Origin of the sequence: Burkholderia sp. BCC0397 (genome assembly GCF_902832865.1) — a bacterium.
Lineage (GTDB): Bacteria > Pseudomonadota > Gammaproteobacteria > Burkholderiales > Burkholderiaceae > Burkholderia.
The window spans coordinates 357346-375431 of sequence record NZ_CADFDL010000002.1; the positions used below are offsets into that span (position 1 = coordinate 357346).

18 protein-coding genes are annotated in these 18086 nt (G+C 66.3%); 2 read left to right on the top strand and 16 right to left on the bottom strand.

The annotated features are described in order from the left end of the window. Positions 1-13 precede the first annotated feature (13 nt). Complete coding sequence (locus HWX03_RS06740; protein WP_175870762.1) at positions 14-391, bottom strand: sugar ABC transporter ATPase; 378 nt, start codon at positions 389-391, stop codon at positions 14-16. 271 nt (positions 392-662) lie between these two features. Between HWX03_RS06740 and HWX03_RS06745 the strand changes: the two genes are divergently transcribed. Continuing rightward, complete coding sequence (locus HWX03_RS06745) at positions 663-1643, top strand: helix-turn-helix domain-containing GNAT family N-acetyltransferase (protein ID WP_175870763.1); 981 nt, start codon at positions 663-665, stop codon at positions 1641-1643. 133 nt (positions 1644-1776) lie between these two features. Further along, positions 1777-1908 (top strand): hypothetical protein, encoded by a 132-nt coding sequence (locus tag HWX03_RS37195; protein ID WP_279612214.1) that lies wholly within the window; start codon positions 1777-1779, stop codon positions 1906-1908. Between the two features lie 22 nt (positions 1909-1930). Here the strand turns inward: HWX03_RS37195 and HWX03_RS06750 are convergent, their stop codons facing one another. From HWX03_RS06750 to HWX03_RS06820, 15 genes are all read right to left on the bottom strand, one after another. After that, the gene (locus tag HWX03_RS06750; protein WP_175870764.1) at positions 1931-2743 is read right to left on the bottom strand and encodes a hypothetical protein; all 813 of its coding nucleotides are present in this window, start codon (positions 2741-2743) and stop codon (positions 1931-1933) included. A gap of 234 nt (positions 2744-2977) precedes the next feature. Continuing rightward, entirely contained in the window at positions 2978-3583 is a 606-nt protein-coding gene (locus HWX03_RS06755; protein ID WP_175870765.1) for a DNA-binding protein, read from the bottom strand. Then, on the bottom strand, positions 3580-4827 hold the full coding sequence (locus HWX03_RS06760) for an MFS transporter (protein ID WP_175870766.1): 1248 nt from the start codon (positions 4825-4827) through the stop codon (positions 3580-3582). Before HWX03_RS06760 ends, HWX03_RS06755 begins: the two co-directional genes overlap by 4 nt. A gap of 289 nt (positions 4828-5116) precedes the next feature. Next, positions 5117-5446, bottom strand: coding sequence for an H-NS histone family protein (locus tag HWX03_RS06765; protein WP_175820847.1), 330 nt, complete (start codon positions 5444-5446; stop codon positions 5117-5119). 324 nt (positions 5447-5770) lie between these two features. Then, positions 5771-7120 (bottom strand): reverse transcriptase family protein, encoded by a 1350-nt coding sequence (locus HWX03_RS06770; protein ID WP_175870767.1) that lies wholly within the window; start codon positions 7118-7120, stop codon positions 5771-5773. 607 nt (positions 7121-7727) lie between these two features. Then, positions 7728-8483 (bottom strand): histidine utilization repressor, encoded by a 756-nt coding sequence (gene hutC / locus HWX03_RS06775; RefSeq protein ID WP_174429097.1) that lies wholly within the window; start codon positions 8481-8483, stop codon positions 7728-7730. 50 nt (positions 8484-8533) lie between these two features. After that, positions 8534-10027 carry a histidine ammonia-lyase gene (gene hutH, locus HWX03_RS06780; RefSeq protein WP_175870768.1) on the bottom strand — a complete coding sequence of 498 codons (1494 nt, stop codon included), beginning with the start codon at positions 10025-10027 and terminating at the stop codon, positions 8534-8536. A 7-nt stretch (positions 10028-10034) separates the two neighbouring features. Then, complete coding sequence (locus tag HWX03_RS06785; protein ID WP_089471588.1) at positions 10035-10826, bottom strand: ATP-binding cassette domain-containing protein; 792 nt, start codon at positions 10824-10826, stop codon at positions 10035-10037. 28 nt (positions 10827-10854) lie between these two features. After that, a complete protein-coding gene (locus HWX03_RS06790; RefSeq protein ID WP_175870769.1) occupies positions 10855-11601 on the bottom strand; it encodes an ABC transporter permease subunit in 747 nt (248 codons plus the stop codon). A 12-nt stretch (positions 11602-11613) separates the two neighbouring features. Continuing rightward, positions 11614-12336 carry an ABC transporter permease subunit gene (locus tag HWX03_RS06795; protein ID WP_174429093.1) on the bottom strand — a complete coding sequence of 241 codons (723 nt, stop codon included), beginning with the start codon at positions 12334-12336 and terminating at the stop codon, positions 11614-11616. Positions 12337-12428: 92 nt separating this feature from the next. After that, the gene (locus HWX03_RS06800) at positions 12429-13289 is read right to left on the bottom strand and encodes a transporter substrate-binding domain-containing protein (RefSeq protein ID WP_012337095.1); all 861 of its coding nucleotides are present in this window, start codon (positions 13287-13289) and stop codon (positions 12429-12431) included. Positions 13290-13455: 166 nt separating this feature from the next. Then, positions 13456-13692: a hypothetical protein gene (locus HWX03_RS06805; protein WP_175870770.1), complete on the bottom strand. Its 237-nt coding sequence runs from the start codon at positions 13690-13692 to the stop codon at positions 13456-13458. 118 nt (positions 13693-13810) lie between these two features. Beyond that, entirely contained in the window at positions 13811-14770 is a 960-nt protein-coding gene (locus tag HWX03_RS06810; protein WP_175870771.1) for an SDR family oxidoreductase, read from the bottom strand. Positions 14771-15281: 511 nt separating this feature from the next. Next, positions 15282-16313 carry a hypothetical protein gene (locus tag HWX03_RS06815; RefSeq protein ID WP_244132597.1) on the bottom strand — a complete coding sequence of 344 codons (1032 nt, stop codon included), beginning with the start codon at positions 16311-16313 and terminating at the stop codon, positions 15282-15284. Between the two features lie 5 nt (positions 16314-16318). Then, a complete protein-coding gene (locus HWX03_RS06820; RefSeq protein ID WP_175870772.1) occupies positions 16319-18079 on the bottom strand; it encodes a ShlB/FhaC/HecB family hemolysin secretion/activation protein in 1761 nt (586 codons plus the stop codon). Between the last annotated feature and the right edge of the window lie 7 nt (positions 18080-18086).

The following is an 18086-nucleotide window of genomic DNA, read 5'->3' on the forward strand; positions in this document are numbered from 1 at the left end:
GAACCGATACGCATCAGCGCAGCGGCGTGCGGATTTTTCCGTCGACCTTCAACGTGCGCCGGTCGCGCGCGGCTTCGTATTCGACCGTCTGCGCGGGCGTGACCGCGCCGTAGGATCGGCCATTCACATAGACGACGCCGTCGCGCAACTCGACCCTGTCGCCGTCGACCGTCGCGGTCGCCCGGTCGCCCTGCAATACCGCGCCCGAACAGCCGGCGGTCGAGAAGCTGCGGACCGACGCGCCCGGCATCGCGGCGTTCCCGCCGCCCTGATCCGCCGCGTGCGCGGCGCTGCACGGCGGCGCATCCATGGTGCCGGCAGCATGGAGCGGCGTCGCGCCGATGCCGCCCCCGGCAAGCAACGCGATCGTCATCGGCAGCAGCTTGTTCATGGTGATCTCCGTGGTCCGCGGTCGTCGATCGATGGTTGGTCGACGACCCTGCTCGCAGGTCGGCCAACTCCGCCCAGTATGCGGCCACTTCGCCGCGCGCGACCATCCGCTTCAATACCCGTCCCGGCTCGTCCCCCCGCCTCGCCCGCTTGGGCGCCAGCCGCACGGAAGCACCGCCCCGAAGGAACCGATCCACCTGCAAATCCGCCTTGCTCAAGTTGCGACCCGCAACTATTATTGATTGCGATACGCAACCTTTCGGGAGCAGGCCATGGACCTCATCGACGTGCCGGCCAAGCCGCGCGACGCGACCATCCTCGAACTGCGCGACTTCTCGCGCAAACTGGTGCGCGAGCTCGGCTTCATGCGTGCGACGCTGGCCGACAGCGACTGGGCGCCGTCGGCCGTGCACGCGATCCTCGAGATCGGAATGGCGCCCGGCATCAACGCGAAGGATCTCGGCGCCATCCTGCGGCTCGACAAATCGAACACGAGCCGGCAACTCGCGCGGCTCGAAGCGGCCGGGGTCGTGGAGCGGCGCGTGTCGAGCGAGGATGCGCGCGCGACCGAGCTGTACCTGACCGCCGAAGGCAAAAAACTCCAGAAACGAATCGACACGTTCGCGACCGACCAGGTGTCGAATGCGCTGCGCCGCATGATTCCGGCCGACCAGCAGGCATTGCTGCGTTCGCTCGCGCTGTATGCCGATGCGCTCGCCCAGGACAACGCGGCCAGGGCGCCCGTCGCGCCCGCCGACGCGCCGTCGATTCGCGAGGGCTACCAGCCGGGCTGCATCGGCGACATCGCCAGCCTGCATGCACGCTTCTATGCGGAACACTGGGGTTTCGGCGCCTTCTTCGAACAGCGCGTGGCGACCGAGCTGGCCGCCTTCGCGGGCGCGCTGCCGGCCGACGGCAAGGCGCTCTGGCTGTGCCAGGAAGACGGCCGGACGCTCGCGTCGCTCGCGATCGACGGCGATCCGGCCACAGGCGTCGCGCACCTGCGCTGGTTCATCGTGAACGACGCGTTGCGCGGCTCGGGCGTCGGGCGTCAGTTGATGACGCTGGCGATGCGTTTCGTCGACGAGCACCGGTTTCGCGAGACCTACCTGTGGACCTTCAAGGGGCTCGATGCCGCACGCCATCTGTACGAGTCGTTCGGCTTTGCGCTGACGAGCGAGTGCGCGGGCACGCAGTGGGGGACCGAGGTGGTCGAGCAGCGCTTCAGCCGGACCGGGCCGGCGGGCGGCTGAGGTTCAATGGACCGTCGTCGGTCCGGCGGGCATCATGACGCTTGCCGCAAAAACAGGACGCTACACATGCTCGAACGTCTCACGGCCATCGCGCTCTGCGCGGCCGTCATCGCGCCTGCCGCCATGGCCGCCATTGATCGGCGCGCTTTACCCGGCGACCGACGCGTCCGGCGTGCGGCCGCAGGTCGCGATCGGCATGCGCGACGAAGCCGCCGCGCGCCTGCGGCAGCTCGTGAATGCCGAAGACATGATCGGCGCCGACTGAACCGGCAGTGTGCAACCGCCGCTCATTTGATCCGCTGCATCCGCACGATCCCCCAGATGAACAGGCCGGTCACGACGAGGGTCACCACGATCGACAGCCAGATCGAACGTGTCTTGATCCACGTCCCGAGAAACGCCGCGGCGAACACGCCAACCGCCACCCATTCGAGCGCCTTGTGGAGCCGGCTTTCCCGGTAGCGCGGTTTGTTCGCCGTCTCGCGGGCAGCGCCTGGCGCCTCCGGCGTACGCGGCGCGCATGCCGGAAACGCATCGACCAGCGCGCGGCTCGGCCACGGATCGACGTCCGCATGCGCGTTGCCCACGCCCGTCGCGTGCCATACGGCGTCGGCATCGGATGCGCGGCGCAGTTCCTGAATCTCGCGGGCGAGGCCCGCATCGGGCTCCGTCCGCTGCTCCAGCCGCGCGACCTGCGCGAGTTCGGTCGCGAACGCATCCGTGTTGTCGCTCACATCCGGCAACCCGCTCGTGCGCACCAGTACGAATTCCCCGAACGCGGTCGCTACGTAATCGACGAACGCGTCGTAGATCGTGCGATAGCGATCGCCGAGCAGCGCAACGAGCGGGCCGCGGCGGGCCGCCGCACGCGCGAGCGCACTCGCCTTCGTGGTGACCAGATACGGATAGCGCGCATCGCGCTCTTCCGGCGTCGCGGCCTCCCGATATTCTTCGAGCTCGACCGCTTCGTCGTCCGGATCGAAATCGTCGATGCAATACGCGAAGCGGACATCGTCGGGCCCAAACAGCACGCGCCAGAACAGCGGGATAAACCCGTTCGATTCGAGCGACGGTCCGCCCGCCGCGAAGTAAGCCTTCAATTCTCCTTTGCGGCCTTCGGGCATGCGCGGCCAGGGCGGACTCTCCAGAAACACGGGATGGGACATAGCGCGGCCCCCAGGTCGGGATGATCGGATGGTTGTTGTGCGAAGCGGGCTTCACCCATGCCCGACATGGCCGAGGCATTCTGTCCGACTTTACCCACGCTGTCATCCGGATCTTTCGGGCGTCTTTCCGAAGACCGCCCGGGATAGTCGTCGAATGGATCGATCGACCTATCGCAGCGCCGGCCCCTGCTCCGCCGCAAACGCATCGTCGACGAACCGGATCACGTCGTCGAGCGACGACGTGCACACCGCGTCCGCGGCAAGCGACCGAAACGCGCCGTCCGGCCCGAAGCAGACGAGCGGCTTGCGCCAGCGCTGCGCGAGCGCAATCTCCTCGGCCGTCCCGTGCCCGCCCGGCAGCGCGACGATCAGGTCGCTGCTCAGCACGTTCACATAGTTGCGGTTGATCGTGTGCGGCGCCGCGCCCGGTTCGCGACGCGGCAGCGGCGTGAGGACCGGAATGTCGACGAACGGATGCGGATAGCCGTCGAGCGGCACGAAGCCCGCGACCGGATCGGCCCGCGTCGGCAGGATACCGATCGATCGGCCGGCCCGGCCGGGCACGCCGGCGAACGCGCGCGCGACCGCCAGCATCACGCCCTGCCCGCCGCCCGTCAGCAGGTTGAACCCGGCCTGCGCGAGCCACGCGCCGAGCGGCTCCGAAAACGCGAGCCACGGCTCCTTGCCCGAGCCCATCACGCCGATCGTCCTGGTGTTCCGTTGCATCGTGATTTCCGGTGAAATCGTGGCGGCGCGTGCGCGCACCGCGCTCATTCGAGTTCGACGCCCTTGAGCTCGGGGATCAGGAACAACGTCGCGACCATGTCGAGCACGTAGAGGCCGGCGAGCAGCGCGATCGCCGTCTGGAACGAGTAGTGCGCGGCGAGCGCGCCGACCGCGACCGGACCGAAGCCGCCGACCGCGCGGCCGATGTTCCACAGCACGTTCTGCGCGGTCGCGCGTGCGGCCGTCGGATAGCCTTCCGACATCAGCGTCCCGTAGCCGCCGACCATCCCGTTGACGAACATGCCCATCAGCGCGCCGGCCCACAGCATCGCCGTCGGGTCCGACAGCCGCGCATACGCGATGACCGTCACGACCGAGCCGAGCTGGTACAGCAGGAACGTCGGCTTGCGGCCGATGCGGTCGGCCAGTTGGCCGAACACCCAGACGCCGATCATCATCCCGACGACGGTCGCCGCCGTCCACAGCCCCGATTTCGTCAGCGAGAAGCCCATCTGCTTCGACAGGAAGGTCGGCAGCCAGATCATGATCCCGTAATAGCCGAAATTCTGGACCGAACACAGGATCACGATGCCGAGGCTCGTGCGCGCGGTGCGGCCGTCGGCGACGAGCATGCGGAACGCGTTGGGCTTCGGCTGCGTCGCGCGCTGCACGAACGCTTCCGGCTCGTGCAGCTTGTTGCGCATCGCCCAGGCGAGCAGCGCGGGCAGCACGCCGACTACGAACATGCCGCGCCAGCCGATGTGCAGCAGCAGAAATGGCGTCAGCAGCGCGGCCAGCAGCACGCCGGCCTGCCAGCCGAGCGCGACGTAGCACGACACGCGGGCGCGCTGGCGGGCCGGCCACGCTTCGGCCGCGAGCGCCATGCCGATCCCGAACTCGCCGCCGAGGCCGATGCCCGCGATGGTGCGATAGACGAGCAGATCCTCGAAGCCGCGCGCGAATGCGCACAGGCCGGTGAAGATCGCGAACAGCAGGATCGTCCAGGTCAGCACGCGCACGCGCCCGTAGCGGTCGCTCAGCGCGCCGAACACGATGCCGCCCGCGACCGCGCCGATCAGCGTCCACGTGACCAGCGCGCCGCCCTGCCCGGGCGTCAGGTGCAACGCCGCCGTGATCGCCGGCAGCATGAAGCCGAGGATCAGCAGGTCGAAGCCGTCCATTGCATAGCCGATCGCCGACCCGGCCAGCGCTTTCCACGCATACGCCCCGACCTGCTCCACGCGCGGGGCCGACGGGGCGCCGAGCGTCGAAGATTTCATGTTTGCTGCCATGGTGTCCTGCCACGAATGTCCGGCGACATTCTAAGGCCTGTGCCCGCGAACGACGGAGGCGGATGCGCGTCGGCCCGCGCTGGCCGGACGGCTGGCGGGAAACGGCGGGCAACACATGGAAAAGGGAAGGGAAAGGAAAGGGAAAACGTCGATCCGATGCGGCGGCGAGGCCGGCGATGTCGCGATCAGGCCGGACACCGGATGAAAGACAGCGGACCGGCGGGGGATTGCCGGCCGGCCCGCCTGCGCGAACCGGACGGCGCCGGATGGCCTTGCGGCGCGGCGAGCTTCAGCCCTGATCGTCCCCGGGCCACCAGGTCCTGGCCTCGCGGTCGACGGCGAGCGTGTCGAGATCCTTGCCTTCGAGCCATTTCGGCCGCGGGCCGCGCCCCGACCATGAGCGGCCGGTCGACGGATCGTAGTACTTGGCAGGCGCCTTGCGTTTGCGCTGGACGATATAGCCGAGCGCGCTCAGCACTTCCTGCTGCGAAATTCCCAACAGCTCGACCTGTTCCTTGAAGGCCGCGAGCGCGGCTTGCTTCTCCTTCTGTTTCACCTCTGACAGCTTGATGTTCAGGTCCCGAAGTTGTGCTTCGAGTTCCTGCAGGGCCTGGGTCATGTATTCATCCTCTTTGGGCATGTTTTTGCAAAAAGCTCCGATGGGCGAACCTACCACGAAGTTCCGCCGATCGGGGCTGTCAAATAGGTGAATCGTCCACCTGAGCCGGCATGATTTGCGCGATGCGCACTAAACGACGTCGTGCGTCACTGACAGACAGGACCAGGCCGGCAACGGGCGGCACGCCGCGTCCGCATGCACGGGGCGAACGGCGGCGGCAAGTGATAGCCGCACCCGGCACGGTCGCGGCATGGCGCGAATGATAGCAGTGCGCGGCGTCGCGATGCAGAAGTCGCTGGCCGGAGTCGAGGCGGGCCCGACGGTTCAGCGATCCTCACCGTCGGCCGCCCACGCGATCCGGTCGAACAGCGCGCGCAGCTTCGCGCCGCGCGCCGCATTCAGCGCCGTCGCATGCGCGACGCACCCGGCCAGATGCGCACGGAAATCCGGATGCGCGTCGCGATTCTGCGACGCCGGGCCACGCCGGATGCAGTTGGTCAGGATGGCCTTCAGGCGATCGAACGCGTCGCGCGCGAGGTTCGGATGACGATTGACGACCACGCCGGCCAGTTGCTGGCGCGTACCACGCCGCATCACGCGGGTCTTGCGCAATTGCAGCGCGAAGCCTTCCTCGAGTGCGATCGCGGCGACCCGGATTTGCAGCCGCTCGATGTCGCGCGCGAGCGCACCGCCGCCGGAAAACGCGAGATCGTCCGCATAGCGCGTGTAGGTCGCATCGAGCGAACGCGCGAGCGCGGCAAGCCGCATGTCGAACCGGAACGCGCACAGGTTCGCGAGCGCCGGCGACGTCGGCGCCCCCTGCGGCAGATGCCGTTCGCGATAGCGCTGGCGGCCGATCCAGTCGAACCGGTCGCGCAGGTCCGGCGCGAGCAGCCGCGCCGACGGCACGCGATTGGTGCACAGCCCGGTGAGCATACGCGCGACTTCGGCCGGATACCCGAGCGTCGCGAACAGCGCATGGACGCGCGCGGCGCGCACCGACACGAAGAAATCCGCGAGATCGAAACGCACGACGACATCGCGATCCGCATGCGGCGCCGCGAACGACACGATCCCATGCCCCTTGCGAAAACCGTGTACCGCGCCGTGCGGCGCAATGCGATCGAGCAGCCCGTGCAGGATGCGGCGCTGCGCTTCGCGCAGCCGCCCCTTCGGGATTTCGACGAGGCGGCACCCGCCGCTGCGCTTGTCGACCGCGACGTACGTGTAGTGATGCAGCGGCGTGGCGCTGCCGCGCGCGTCGACGCGCCAGTGATCGGACAGCCAGTCGAGTTCCGGCGCGCTCACGCCGAGCCAGCCGGCGAGATCGCCGGGCGTCGGCCATGACGGCACGTCGCAGCCGGCGAGCGGCGCCGGCAACGGCCGCTGGACCAGCGGCCGCCGCACGATGCGGATCACCGCCGGCCGACGGTCGCCATACCATGCGCGCACGAACGCGGGCGCCTCGGCCAGGACCGCCGCGAGCGCGTCGGTGTCGGTATCGGCCCAGTTCGCGCCGAAGCGGACAAGCACGAGATTCGCGCATTCGTGCGTCCACGGCGGCGCTTCGCCGAGCACGGCCGCCATCCGGGCGAGGATGCCGTCGCGTTCGGGCGAACCGGCGAGCATCGCCTCGGCAATCGTGCGGGTGGTGTCGCGCAGGGATGAGTGCATAGGCAAAGGGAGGCGGGACGATGAGTCAACGTGGCTGGTGCTGCGAGAGCCGTCGTTGCGCAACGCGCAACTCGCGCGCTTGCGACGCATCGGAGTATCGATCTGATCCACGGGGTAGCCCCGTAGTCCTGGAACATCGGCTGCCTGTTCCGGGCGTGTGCTTGACCCACCGCCCCGCGTCGGCGACTTTAACGGCCGGCGACGCCAGGTGTCAAATCGAGCCGGACGATGCGGGATGCGCGGCGGCGTCGCGCTTATGCCCGCCGGGCAAACCGTTCACACGCCATCGACCGGCGCTGGGCGGATGAAGCGGATCCGGATTCGCGCAGGTCCCGTGCGCGAAGGATGCCGTGACGAAGACGTGTCAGCATGGGCCCTCTCTTTCTCTCGATTTTTTCGAATGAGTCAGGGCCCGTCGCGCGATCCGCGCCGGCGCCGCGATGCGGCCGCCCGGTTCCCCGACGCCCCCGACTGAATCGGGAACCCGCGCAGTGTATCGCCTTTCGATGCAGGTACGGCACTGCTCCATCACGACCCATACGGCTGCACCGGCCATCGCCGGCTGAAGCGGCAAACGGCCCGCGTCGCCCATGCCTACCCTGCTTCCCTACATGTTGCCCGCCAGATGAAACCGCGACGCCGGATGCCACAGCCTGACCGACGTGGCGACCTGCTCGCCGACCCACGTGCGGCGTCGCAGCAGCAAACACGGTTCACCGATTTCCATCACGAGATGCCGACGCACCTGCGCATTGGGCTTCTCCGCGTAGATCCGGAACTCCGCCCGCTGGATCGGCGCCAGTCGCACCATGTAATGATTCGGCGTCTCGATCGTGAAGTCCTGCTCCAGATACGCGGGAAACAACGCCGGATTGACGTAGCGATCCTCGAACTGGATCGGTTCGTCCTCCTCGTAATGCACGATACGCGAATGAAACACGGGCCCGGCGCGCAGCCCGAGCGCATCGATCGCGTCCGGGTCGACGCTGCGCTCGATCAGCAGCACGCGCGCACTGTGCCGATGGCCGCGCTCGGCGATCTCGTCCGCGATGTTGCGGATCTCCAGCACCGTCGACTCGTAATGCCGCCGCTCGACGAACGTGCCGGCCCCCTGGATGCGCGTCAGCACGCGCTCGGTCGTCAGTTCGCGCAGCGCCCGCGACACCGTCATCCGGGCCACGCCGAATTCCTTGACCAGTTCCGCCTCGGTCGGGATCGCGGCGCCGGGCTTCCAGTCGCCCTTCGCGATCCGCTCGACGACGTAGCGCTTGATCTGCTGATAGGCCGGCAATGCCCGCGCCGGCACGGTGTCGGCCGATGCCAACGCCCGCCGTGCGGAAAGTCTGCGTTCCGTTTCGCTCATGCGCCCTCGACCGAATGAATGTGGGGTGATCGGCCCGTCCTTGGCCGTCGTCATTGCAACGACGGCGGCACACCGGCGACGATGCCGGCCGCGATCGCGATATCGTCGGCGAGCGGCCGGTCGTCGCGATACGCCGGCACGCGTTCGCGCACATGCCGCCACAGCGCGTCGGTCGATGCGGCCCGCCCCGTTTCGGCCGGCTGCAGGTCGTACGCCTGCGCGGCGGCGAGCAGCTCGATCGCGAGCACGCGCGTCGTATTCTCGATGATGTCGAGCGCTTTCAGCGCGGCCGGCGTCGCATGACACAGGTGATCTTCCTGCAGCCCCGACGTGATGCCGCCGTCGAGGCTCGCCGGCGCGGCAAGCCGCTGATTCTGCGCGACCAGCGCGACTGCCGTGTACTGCGCGATCATGAAACCCGAACAGCTGCCTCCCGGCGTAGCGAGAAACGCCGGCAGCCCGCTGACGAGCGGATTCACGAGCCGGTCGAGACGCCGCTCGGCGATCGCCGCGACCTGGGCCATCGCCGCCGCGAGGCTGTCCATCGCGAGCGCGATGCCCGCGCCGACCGCATGCGCCTGCGAATGCACGGCCGGCGCCTCTCGCGTGCCGGCAACGATCGGATTGTCGGTGACGGACGCGAGTTCGCGATCGACGACCTCCGCCGTGACGTCGAACACGTCGCGCGCCGCGCCGTGCACGTGCGGAATCGTGCGCAGGCTGAGCGGATCCTGCGTATGCCGGCCGCTCGCCGCGGCAAGCATGCCGCTGTTCGCCAGCAGTGCGCGCAAACGCGCGCCGACCTGCCCGATACCGGGCGAAATCCGCAGCGCGAGCGAAGCCGGATCGAATGCGGCGAGTTGCCCGCCAAGGTTCTCGAAGCTCATCGCCGCGATCCAGTCGGCCCAGTCGAGCAACCGTTCGGCGCGGGCCAGCGCGAACGCCGCCAGCCCCGTGACGCACGGCGTCCCGTTGACCAGGCTCAACCCCTCCTTCGCGCCGAGGACGAGCGGTTCGCGGCCGATGCGCCGCAGCGCCTCGTCGCCGCGGATGCGTTCGCCGCGATGGCGCGCATGGCCGTGCCCGACGCAGACGAGCGCGACGTGCGCCATGTGCGTCAGATAACCGACCGAGCCGTGCGCCGGCACTTCGGGGAGGCAATCGTGCTCGAGCAGCGCGACAAGCTGTTCGACGACGTCGGCACGGACGCCCGAATGCCCGTGCGCATAGTTGTTGATCGCGGCCGCGATGATCGCGCGCGTTTCGGCTGCGCCGAGCGGCATGCCGACGCCCACCGCGTGACTCATCAGGATGTTGTGCGACAGCGTGCTCTGCTGGGCCGGCGACACGATCACGTCGCACAGCGCGCCGACGCCGGTATTGACGCCGTATGCGCGAATCCCGCGCGCGACGATCTCGTCGACGAGTTCGCGAGCGGCGACGACACGCGCGCGCGCATCGTCGGCCAACGCCAGCGGCTCGCCGGCCGCCACCGCCGCAACCTGTCGCCAGTCGAGCGGCTGCGCCGCACGGAATACGGTCATGGCAGCCTCAGTTCGCGGTGCGGTCGTGGTGGCTCGACACGAATTGCCGGAAGCGCTCGGAGGTCTGCCCGCCGAACACTTCGTCCGGCGTCCCGTCCGTATCGACCTCGCCCTGATGCAGGAACATCACGCGATTCGACACGTGGCGCGCAAAGCCCATTTCATGCGTGACGACCAGCATCGTGCGCCCTTCTTCCGCGAGCGAGCGCATCACGCGCAGCACCTCGCCGACCAGCTCCGGGTCGAGCGCCGACGTCGGTTCGTCGAACAGCATCACTTTCGGATGCATCGCCAGCGCGCGGGCAATGGCGACCCGTTGCTGCTGGCCGCCCGACAGGTGCGCGGGATAGTAGCCGCGCTTGTCCGCGAGACCGACGCGGGCGAGCAGCGCCTCGGCCTCCTCCACCGCTTCCGCGCGACTGCGCTTCTGCACGCGCAGCGGCCCCTCGACGAGGTTGTCGAGCACCGTCATGTGGGACCACAGGTTGAAGTTCTGGAACACCATCCCGAGCTGCGAGCGGATCCGGTCGACCTGGCGCCGGTCGCTCGGATGCAGCTTGCCGTCGCGGGCGCGCTTCATCGCCAGTTCCTCCCCGGCGAGCGCGACGGAGCCGTCGTCGGGCGTCTCGAGCAGGTTCAGGCAGCGCAGGAACGTGCTCTTGCCAGATCCGCTCGCGCCGAGGATCGAGATGACGTCACCCTCGTGCGCGTCGAGCGAAATGCCCTTCAACACATGATGATCGCCGAACGACTTGTGGATGTTTCTGACCGACAGCGCAACGGGAGCAGTGGTGTTCATCGGATTCTCCTTGAAAGGACGGGGGCGCTCAGGATGCGACGCGCCGAGGATCGCGCGTCGCCGCGGCGGGCGCACCGGACGGCTTCGGCGCACGCAGGTGCCCGGAGAGTCGCCATTCGAGCGCGCCGAGCAGGCGCACGACGATGAAGTTCAGGCCCAGATAGATGATGGCCGCGCAGACGAACACCTCGGTCGTCCGGTAGGTTTGCTGGATGATCTGCTGCGCGACGCCCGTCACTTCCCACACCGTGACGAGGCTGGCCAGCGCGGTCGACTTGACGAGCAGCACGGCCTCGGTCGAGTACGCCGGCAGGCACTGGCGCAGCGCGATCGGGCCGATCACGCGCCGCAGCAGCGAGAAGCCCGACAGGCCGATGGAATAGCCGGCCTCGATCTGCCCGACCGGTACGGCCATCAACCCGCCGCGCAGGATTTCGGCCGTGTAGCCGGCGGTGCACAGCGCAAGCGACAACACCGCGCAGACGTACGGCTCGCGCAGCAGCGGCCACACGAAGCTTTCACGGATCACGCCGAACTGGCCGAGCCCGTAATACACGAGGAACATCTGGATCAGCAGCGGCGAGCCGCGAAACACGAGGATGTAGGCACGCGCGAAGCGGTTCGGCAGCCAGCGCGGCGACACGCGCATCGTGACGATCACGAGCGACAGCAGGCCGCCGAGCACGAGCGATGCGAAGAACAGCCCGAGCGTGGTCGGCACGGCCGCGAGCAGCTGGCGCAGCGTATCGAGGAGAAAAGCGAAATCGATGGACATGCGCGTTCTCCGTCAGTTGCGCGCGAAATTGCGGCGGAACGACCGGCCGACGATTGCCTCGGCACGGTTGAACACGCGGTTCGACAAGCCCGTCATCAGCAGATACAGCGCACCGCCCGCGACGAAGAACACGAAATACTGGTGAGTCGAATTGGCGGCGATCTGGCTCGTGCGGAGCAACTCGGCAAGACCGGTGACCGAGATCAGTGCGGAGTCCTTCAGGCTCAGTTGCCACACGTTGCCGATACCGGGCAGCGCGAAGCGCAGCACCTGCGGCACCAGGATGCGCCGCAGCACCATGCTGCTCGGCATGCCGATCGAGCGCGCCGCCTCGAGCTCGCCTTTCGATACGGCGAGCACCGCCGCGCGATAGACCTCGGCCTGATAGGCGCCCGAGATCATCCCGACCGCGAGCGCGCCGATCACGAACGGCGGCACGCCGATGAAGCCCTCCGCGCCGAACCACTGGCCAACGGCCGTCACGAGCGTCGAGCCGCCGAAGTAGAACAGATAGATGACGAGCAGTTCGGGCACGCCGCGAAATACCGTCGTATACAGATCGCCGAGCAGGCGCGCAGTGCGGTAGCGCGACAGCTTCGCCGCCGCAATCGCCGCGCCGATCACGGCGCCGACCGCGAGCGCGGCGAGCGTCAGCGCGACCGTCATCAGTGCGGCGAGCAGCAGCACACCGCCCCAGCCTTCGGTACCGAAGCCGAGCATTTCAAGAATCGCCATGCTTGCCTCCCGGCATGCGTTGAGTGAATCCGCTGGATGCGTGCCGCCGCGCGTCGTTCGACGAACTTACGCGGCGGCGGCCGAACACGCGCTTACGGCGTGACGTCGGTCTTGAACCACTTGTCGGCGAGCTTCTTCACGGTGCCGTCCGCGAGCGCCGCGGCGATCGCCGTATCGAACTTCGTCTTCAGGTCGGCATCCTGCTTGCGGAACGCGAGCCCCTCGCCCGGCCCCCAGATCGGGCCGCCGAGCTTCGGCCCCGCGAGCACGATCGACGCGTTGTCCTTCTTCGCGTTGTTCGCCGCGTAGTACGTGACGTCGTCGAACGACGCATCGATGCGCCCGGCGACCAGATCGAGATCGCGTTCGGGCGACGTCTTGTACACGCGAATCGACGCAATGTCCTTGAAGCTGTCGTTGATGAATTTCGTGTAGACGGTGCCCGACTGGATACCGATCGTCTTGCCCTTCAGCTGCTTGCGCAGGGTGTCGACGGTAGGCTTGTCCGCGTTGGCGTCACCCGTCAGCTTGACGATCGGCGCGCCGGGCGCGGCCTTCGGCAGGATCTTCGTATCGGTGACGGCGAACGTCGCCGGCGTCGCCGCATACGGACGCGAGAACAGCAGGATCTTTTCGCGCTCCGGCGTGATGGAAATCGCATCCATCAGGACATCGAACTTGCCGGCCTGCAGGCCGGGAATCATCCCGTCCCAGTCCTGCGCGACCATGTTGCACTGCACCTTGATCCGCTCGCACACGTTGGCGAGCAGTTCCGGTTCGAAACCGCCCAGCTTGCCGCCCGGCAGCGTGAGGTTCCACGGCGCGTAGCCGCCTTCGAGCGCGACCGTCACCGTCTTCCATTCCTTTGCCTGCACGGGTGCCGCGAGCGTTGCCGCCGCAGCCGCGATGACGCCGATCGTCCTGATTGCCCACTTGATGCGCTTGCCGTTCACGAGATTTCTCCTTGCGTTGAGGTTCGCCATCCCTTCGGTGCAGCAAGCCGCCTCAGGAATTTGTCTATACAAGCATGCAAGAAGAAAAATACCGAGACAAGTAGTGATCAATAAAAACGGGGGAAACGCGGGAAATCCCCTAATTTCAAGGGTCTAGCGTGCATCGTTACGGTGAATCAAGGCACATGTTTGGTGCAATTCGAGCGAGCGAATCGCAAGGATGACTAGACAAATTCTGAATTCGATCGGCAAGCCGCTCGACCGTGACGCAGGTCTGAGGATTGGCGGCGGCTCGCGATGCCTGCGCGTTGGCGCCTGCGATGGCGCCGCGCAATACGGCATCTGCATCGGCGTGGAGCGGCCCCGCCATCGTCAGCGGCGCGGATGCTTCTTCGTTCGTCAAATGAATATCGAGTGGCAGGTCGCCCGACTCCCGGGCAGGCGGTGAGCGACTGTACGATCCTCAGCGGATTGGGTCGTTGATGCTGGCGGGACGCCGCGAGCCGCGCAGGGTGTCGATCCTACAGCGACTGCGGCGCATCGCGCAGCACGGTCCGCAGCGCCGTATCGAACGGCGTCGCGTGATCGATCCCGAGCGCGCGCACGCGCGCGGCGTCCAGATGGCAGTCGTACGGGCGCGGCGTCGCGTCGGTCGGCTGGGTAATCGGCGCGAGCGAGGCGTCGATGCCGAGCGCGGCCGCGATTCGCTGCGCGATGTCGTACTTCGTCATCGGTTCCTCGCTCGACCAATGGCGGATGCCCGTGACGGATTCACCCGCGAGATGGCGCAGCGTCAGGTCGCGGATGACCTGCGCGACGTCGGGCGTATAGGTCGGGTAACGGATCGCCCATGCGTCCATGCCGACCGCGTCGGCGCCCGGCCGCGACGACGCGACGACGGCCGGCACGAGGCTCGTGACGGCCGATTCGCTCCAGTCGGCGATCGGGCCGAAGAGCAACGGCAGGCGCAGCACGCACGACAGCGGCGAGGCGGCGAGGAGCGCGGCCTCGCCTTCCAGTTTGGTGCGACCGTAGATGTTCAGCGGGTTCGGGGTGGCGTCTTCGCTGTAGGGGGCGGCCCGGCCGTCGAAGACGTAGTCGGTCGAGATGCCGAGCGTCCATGCGCCATATCGCGCGGCGAGCGCGCCGATGCGGGCCGGTGCGGTGACGTTGATTGCGCGGGCGGCGGCCGGGTCGCGTTCGCAGACGTCGGGGCGGCGTTCGGCGGCGCAGAGAATCACCGCTGCCGGTCGGCAGGTTTCAAAAATGCGTTCGAGGGACGGCTGGTCGAGGACGTCGAGTTCGGCGATGTTTTCCGGCGGCAATGCGAGCAGTTTGGCGCCGGCGGTTTGCGGGTTCCGGATGGTCGCGAGCAACGTCAGCGACGATTCGCGAGCCAGCGAGGCGGCAACTGCGCGGCCCAGCAGGCCGGAGGCGCCGATGAGGAGGATGGTTTTGCGGACCGAGGATTGGTTTGGCATGGGTGGCGATAAATCACGGAAACGAATGGATTATCGGGCCTATTGGATAGCATGAACGGCTCGCATCCGGTCGGGAACATGATCGACCCCGTTCTTCGCCCATTTCGCGCCGGCGACGGCTTCTGCAATGCGTGTCCGCGATACGGATTCCGGCCGCGAGCGGGTGCGCTGCGCGCCATGTTTGAGCACGATACCCGTTCTGTAGTCGGCACGCGCGTCGATTCCTCGGCCGCGCGCGCCTGTCGCCGTTTCCGGCCGCACCATTGCAGCCGAATAAGCCGCACCCACCGAGCGTGAATAGCAGTCCGACCGAAATCAGTATCCGCGTCATCTGTTTTCGTTGCATCAAATTCCTCATCGATGAACCGGGGTCGTCGACAGAATAGCCTGCAACATCACATGCAGCGCGACCCACGTTAGCCCTATAGCAACGATCAAGTGTGCAAGCTTGCGACGCCATGCGGGCCGCGCGGTAGGTTGATCAGACGCCGCTGATATCAGCCGGGGGCAATTATTTGACGTCGTATCGACGACGCAACGCGGGGTTACGCGTGATCCCTAGCCGGAAGCAATTCGGACACCATGCGCCGCGATTGATGACCGTGTTCGGCATCGAGTCCCATACGTGCCCAAGCGAGCACTGCCATGTCAACTTGACTCGATTCCCATGATATTCGGTGCTCAGGCATCGTCCGCCGCGCTCCGCTGCAATTGCCTGCATGTCCTCGATCGTTCGACTCTTCGCAATATTCGCGCAGCGCCGGCACCATTTGCCGCCGAGTACAAGATGCCCCCATGTCGTCCATTCGTGTCCGCGTGCACAGCGAAACCGATACTTGGCATTACTTCCAAGGTAGGTTTCGTCGAGACATTCCCCTCCGTATGACCGAGCCTTTGCCCGAATATCGTTCATACGCTCCGGCTTGAGGTGAGCGTCTCCATTGCGACGCGCAAAGCATGCTCGGCACCAACCACCGTCGACAATGCTGTATCCGCGCGCCTGCCAACGATGACCGTTTGCGCACTCCCAAAGATAGCTTTCGCCAATCCCGAGATACTCATCGGTCAGGCATTTTCCCCCATGCGCCGCGGCGGCCTTCCGAAGCCGATCGAGGCCGTTGCTGTCGGTCAATAGTTCGGCACGCCTGTCGACTGCGCAGGATGGGCAGCCGTGACCGTCCAAAATCTTTCGAGCCTCTGTCGTCCACTCGTGCCCGGATCGACAAGTGAAATGCTGTCGTGCCGTTTGACCGAGATACGCGCCTTCACGACAGACGGTGCCGTTCTCACGCAGCAGTTCCTGAAAGCGCTGCTGTACGCGCACCTGTTCGCATTCAAGACACGTGATCGTGCCGCGCATGGCGACCGTACCGATACGCGTAAGGTCATGACCCGATCCGCAGCGGAATTCATAAAAGGACTTCAACCCGCGCCATTCTGGCGTCAGCAGCGTCAGGCCGCGTTCGGCGGCAATCTCCACCAGACGGGCATAGTTGGCGTCCGGCTTGCGACGTGTGCGTGTCGGAGAAGTACGCTGGCTCATCGTCTTCAGAATTGCGCTGTTACTTGAAACCCGAGCGTTACGCGGGCAGTCGGAAAGCCCGACGGTTTGTAGACAGGCGTGCCGGCAAACAGGTCGTAACCATATCCACCGAACCGCGTGGCGATACTACCCTTGACACCGATCACCGCGCCCGCGAGTTGTGTGCCGACCAGCGCGACCGGCTGCGGCCCCCATACGCGACCATAGTCCAGCCCGGCATATACCGCTTGGCCGGTCTGACCGATCGGCATTTGCAGCTCGTTGCTCCAGTAGAACCCGCGTGCAGCGGCCAGCATCGTTTCACCGTCGAAGCCGCGCACGGTGTAGCGGCTGCCAATCGTCACGTCATCCAGATATGACACCGTGTTGGCCGTGTACTGACCGTGAAAAGACCCGACATAACGAAAGGACTGCTTTGCAATTGCGAACGGGACCGACAGGTTCGCATCCAGCACGGCCATCTTGAAACGGTACGTTGGTCCGCCATCAGCCGCGAGCGAATATTCCTGCGCACCGAATGCACCGATACCCTGACGGTAGGCGAGCGTGCCATCGAATTGCGCACCGTCGAAATAGTGACGGTCGGTCAGGCCGAGTTCGATGATCGTGTTATTGCGGTACTGCTGCGGGATTTCCGTTCCTTGGATGTAGCTTTCGCCGAAGCGACGCAACAGTCGAGCATACCCACCGAATACGTCGTTCTGGCTGCGTGCAAGTACGCGAGCCAGTTTGAAATCGACGGTCTTCGAATTGCCGCTCGCGACGTAGGTCTGGTTTACGCCAGCAATCTGCTGATTGTAGGTGTTCGTGTATGCGGCGAGCGTCGCGGTCCAGTAGCCCCACGGAATTGAATAGAAACCGTTCCAGCCGTGCGAACCAAATCGCTTGTCGCCGAGTTCGAGGTCTTGACTTACGCCGAGATTGAGAATGTCGTTCAGTCCGAGCGGGTTGTCGATGCCGATCGACAGGTTGCCTTGCAGCTTGCCTGTCGCCCGCGTACCAGAATTGTCGATCGACGCGACGACGGTCCACGGCTTGTTGCGCTTCACGTCCAGCACCACATCGCTTTCGCCCGGCACGTCACCGGGGACGATCTGCATCGACACGTCCTGACTGGTGACGCGCTTCATTTGCTCAAGACCTTGCTCAAGGTCGCGCAGATTCAGTAGTTCGCCATCGCGCGTCGGGAACGCGGTCTTCCAGGTGCCGCGTAGTTTCTCATCGGAGAATCGAACATGCCGGATCGTGCCCGGAATCAACGCAAGCTTTAGCGTGCCCGTTTTCAAATCCTGTTCGGGCAGTAGCACGCGCGTCGTGATGTAGCCGCGCCCCAAGATCGCACGACCGAGCCCCTTGACGAGCATGTCGATACCTTCCTTGCCGACGCACTGGCCAACGTAGTGGGCAAGCCATTCGCGAGCGAATGCGAAACGATCCACCGGCAATGCGGATGCCCCTTGCGACTTCGCCGATTCGGGCAACGAATCCGGCACATCGAGCGCGAAGCGATCGATACGGAAACACGGTTGCTCTTTCGGCAACGATGGATACGTTTCGACTTGCGACACTTCCGATCGGACGGCAGGGGCACGCACAGTGGCGTCCCGCTGCTGCGCGTCACGTTGCTGCTGTGCCTGTCGATCTTGCTCGACGTTCGCACGTGCGGCGGCGGCGCGATCGGCCGGTGTAGGCGCTTGCTGTGCCTGTACCGCGAGCGATACAAATGCCGTGATTGGCAGCACCGCTAACCGCTTCGTTAATTTCATTTTTTAT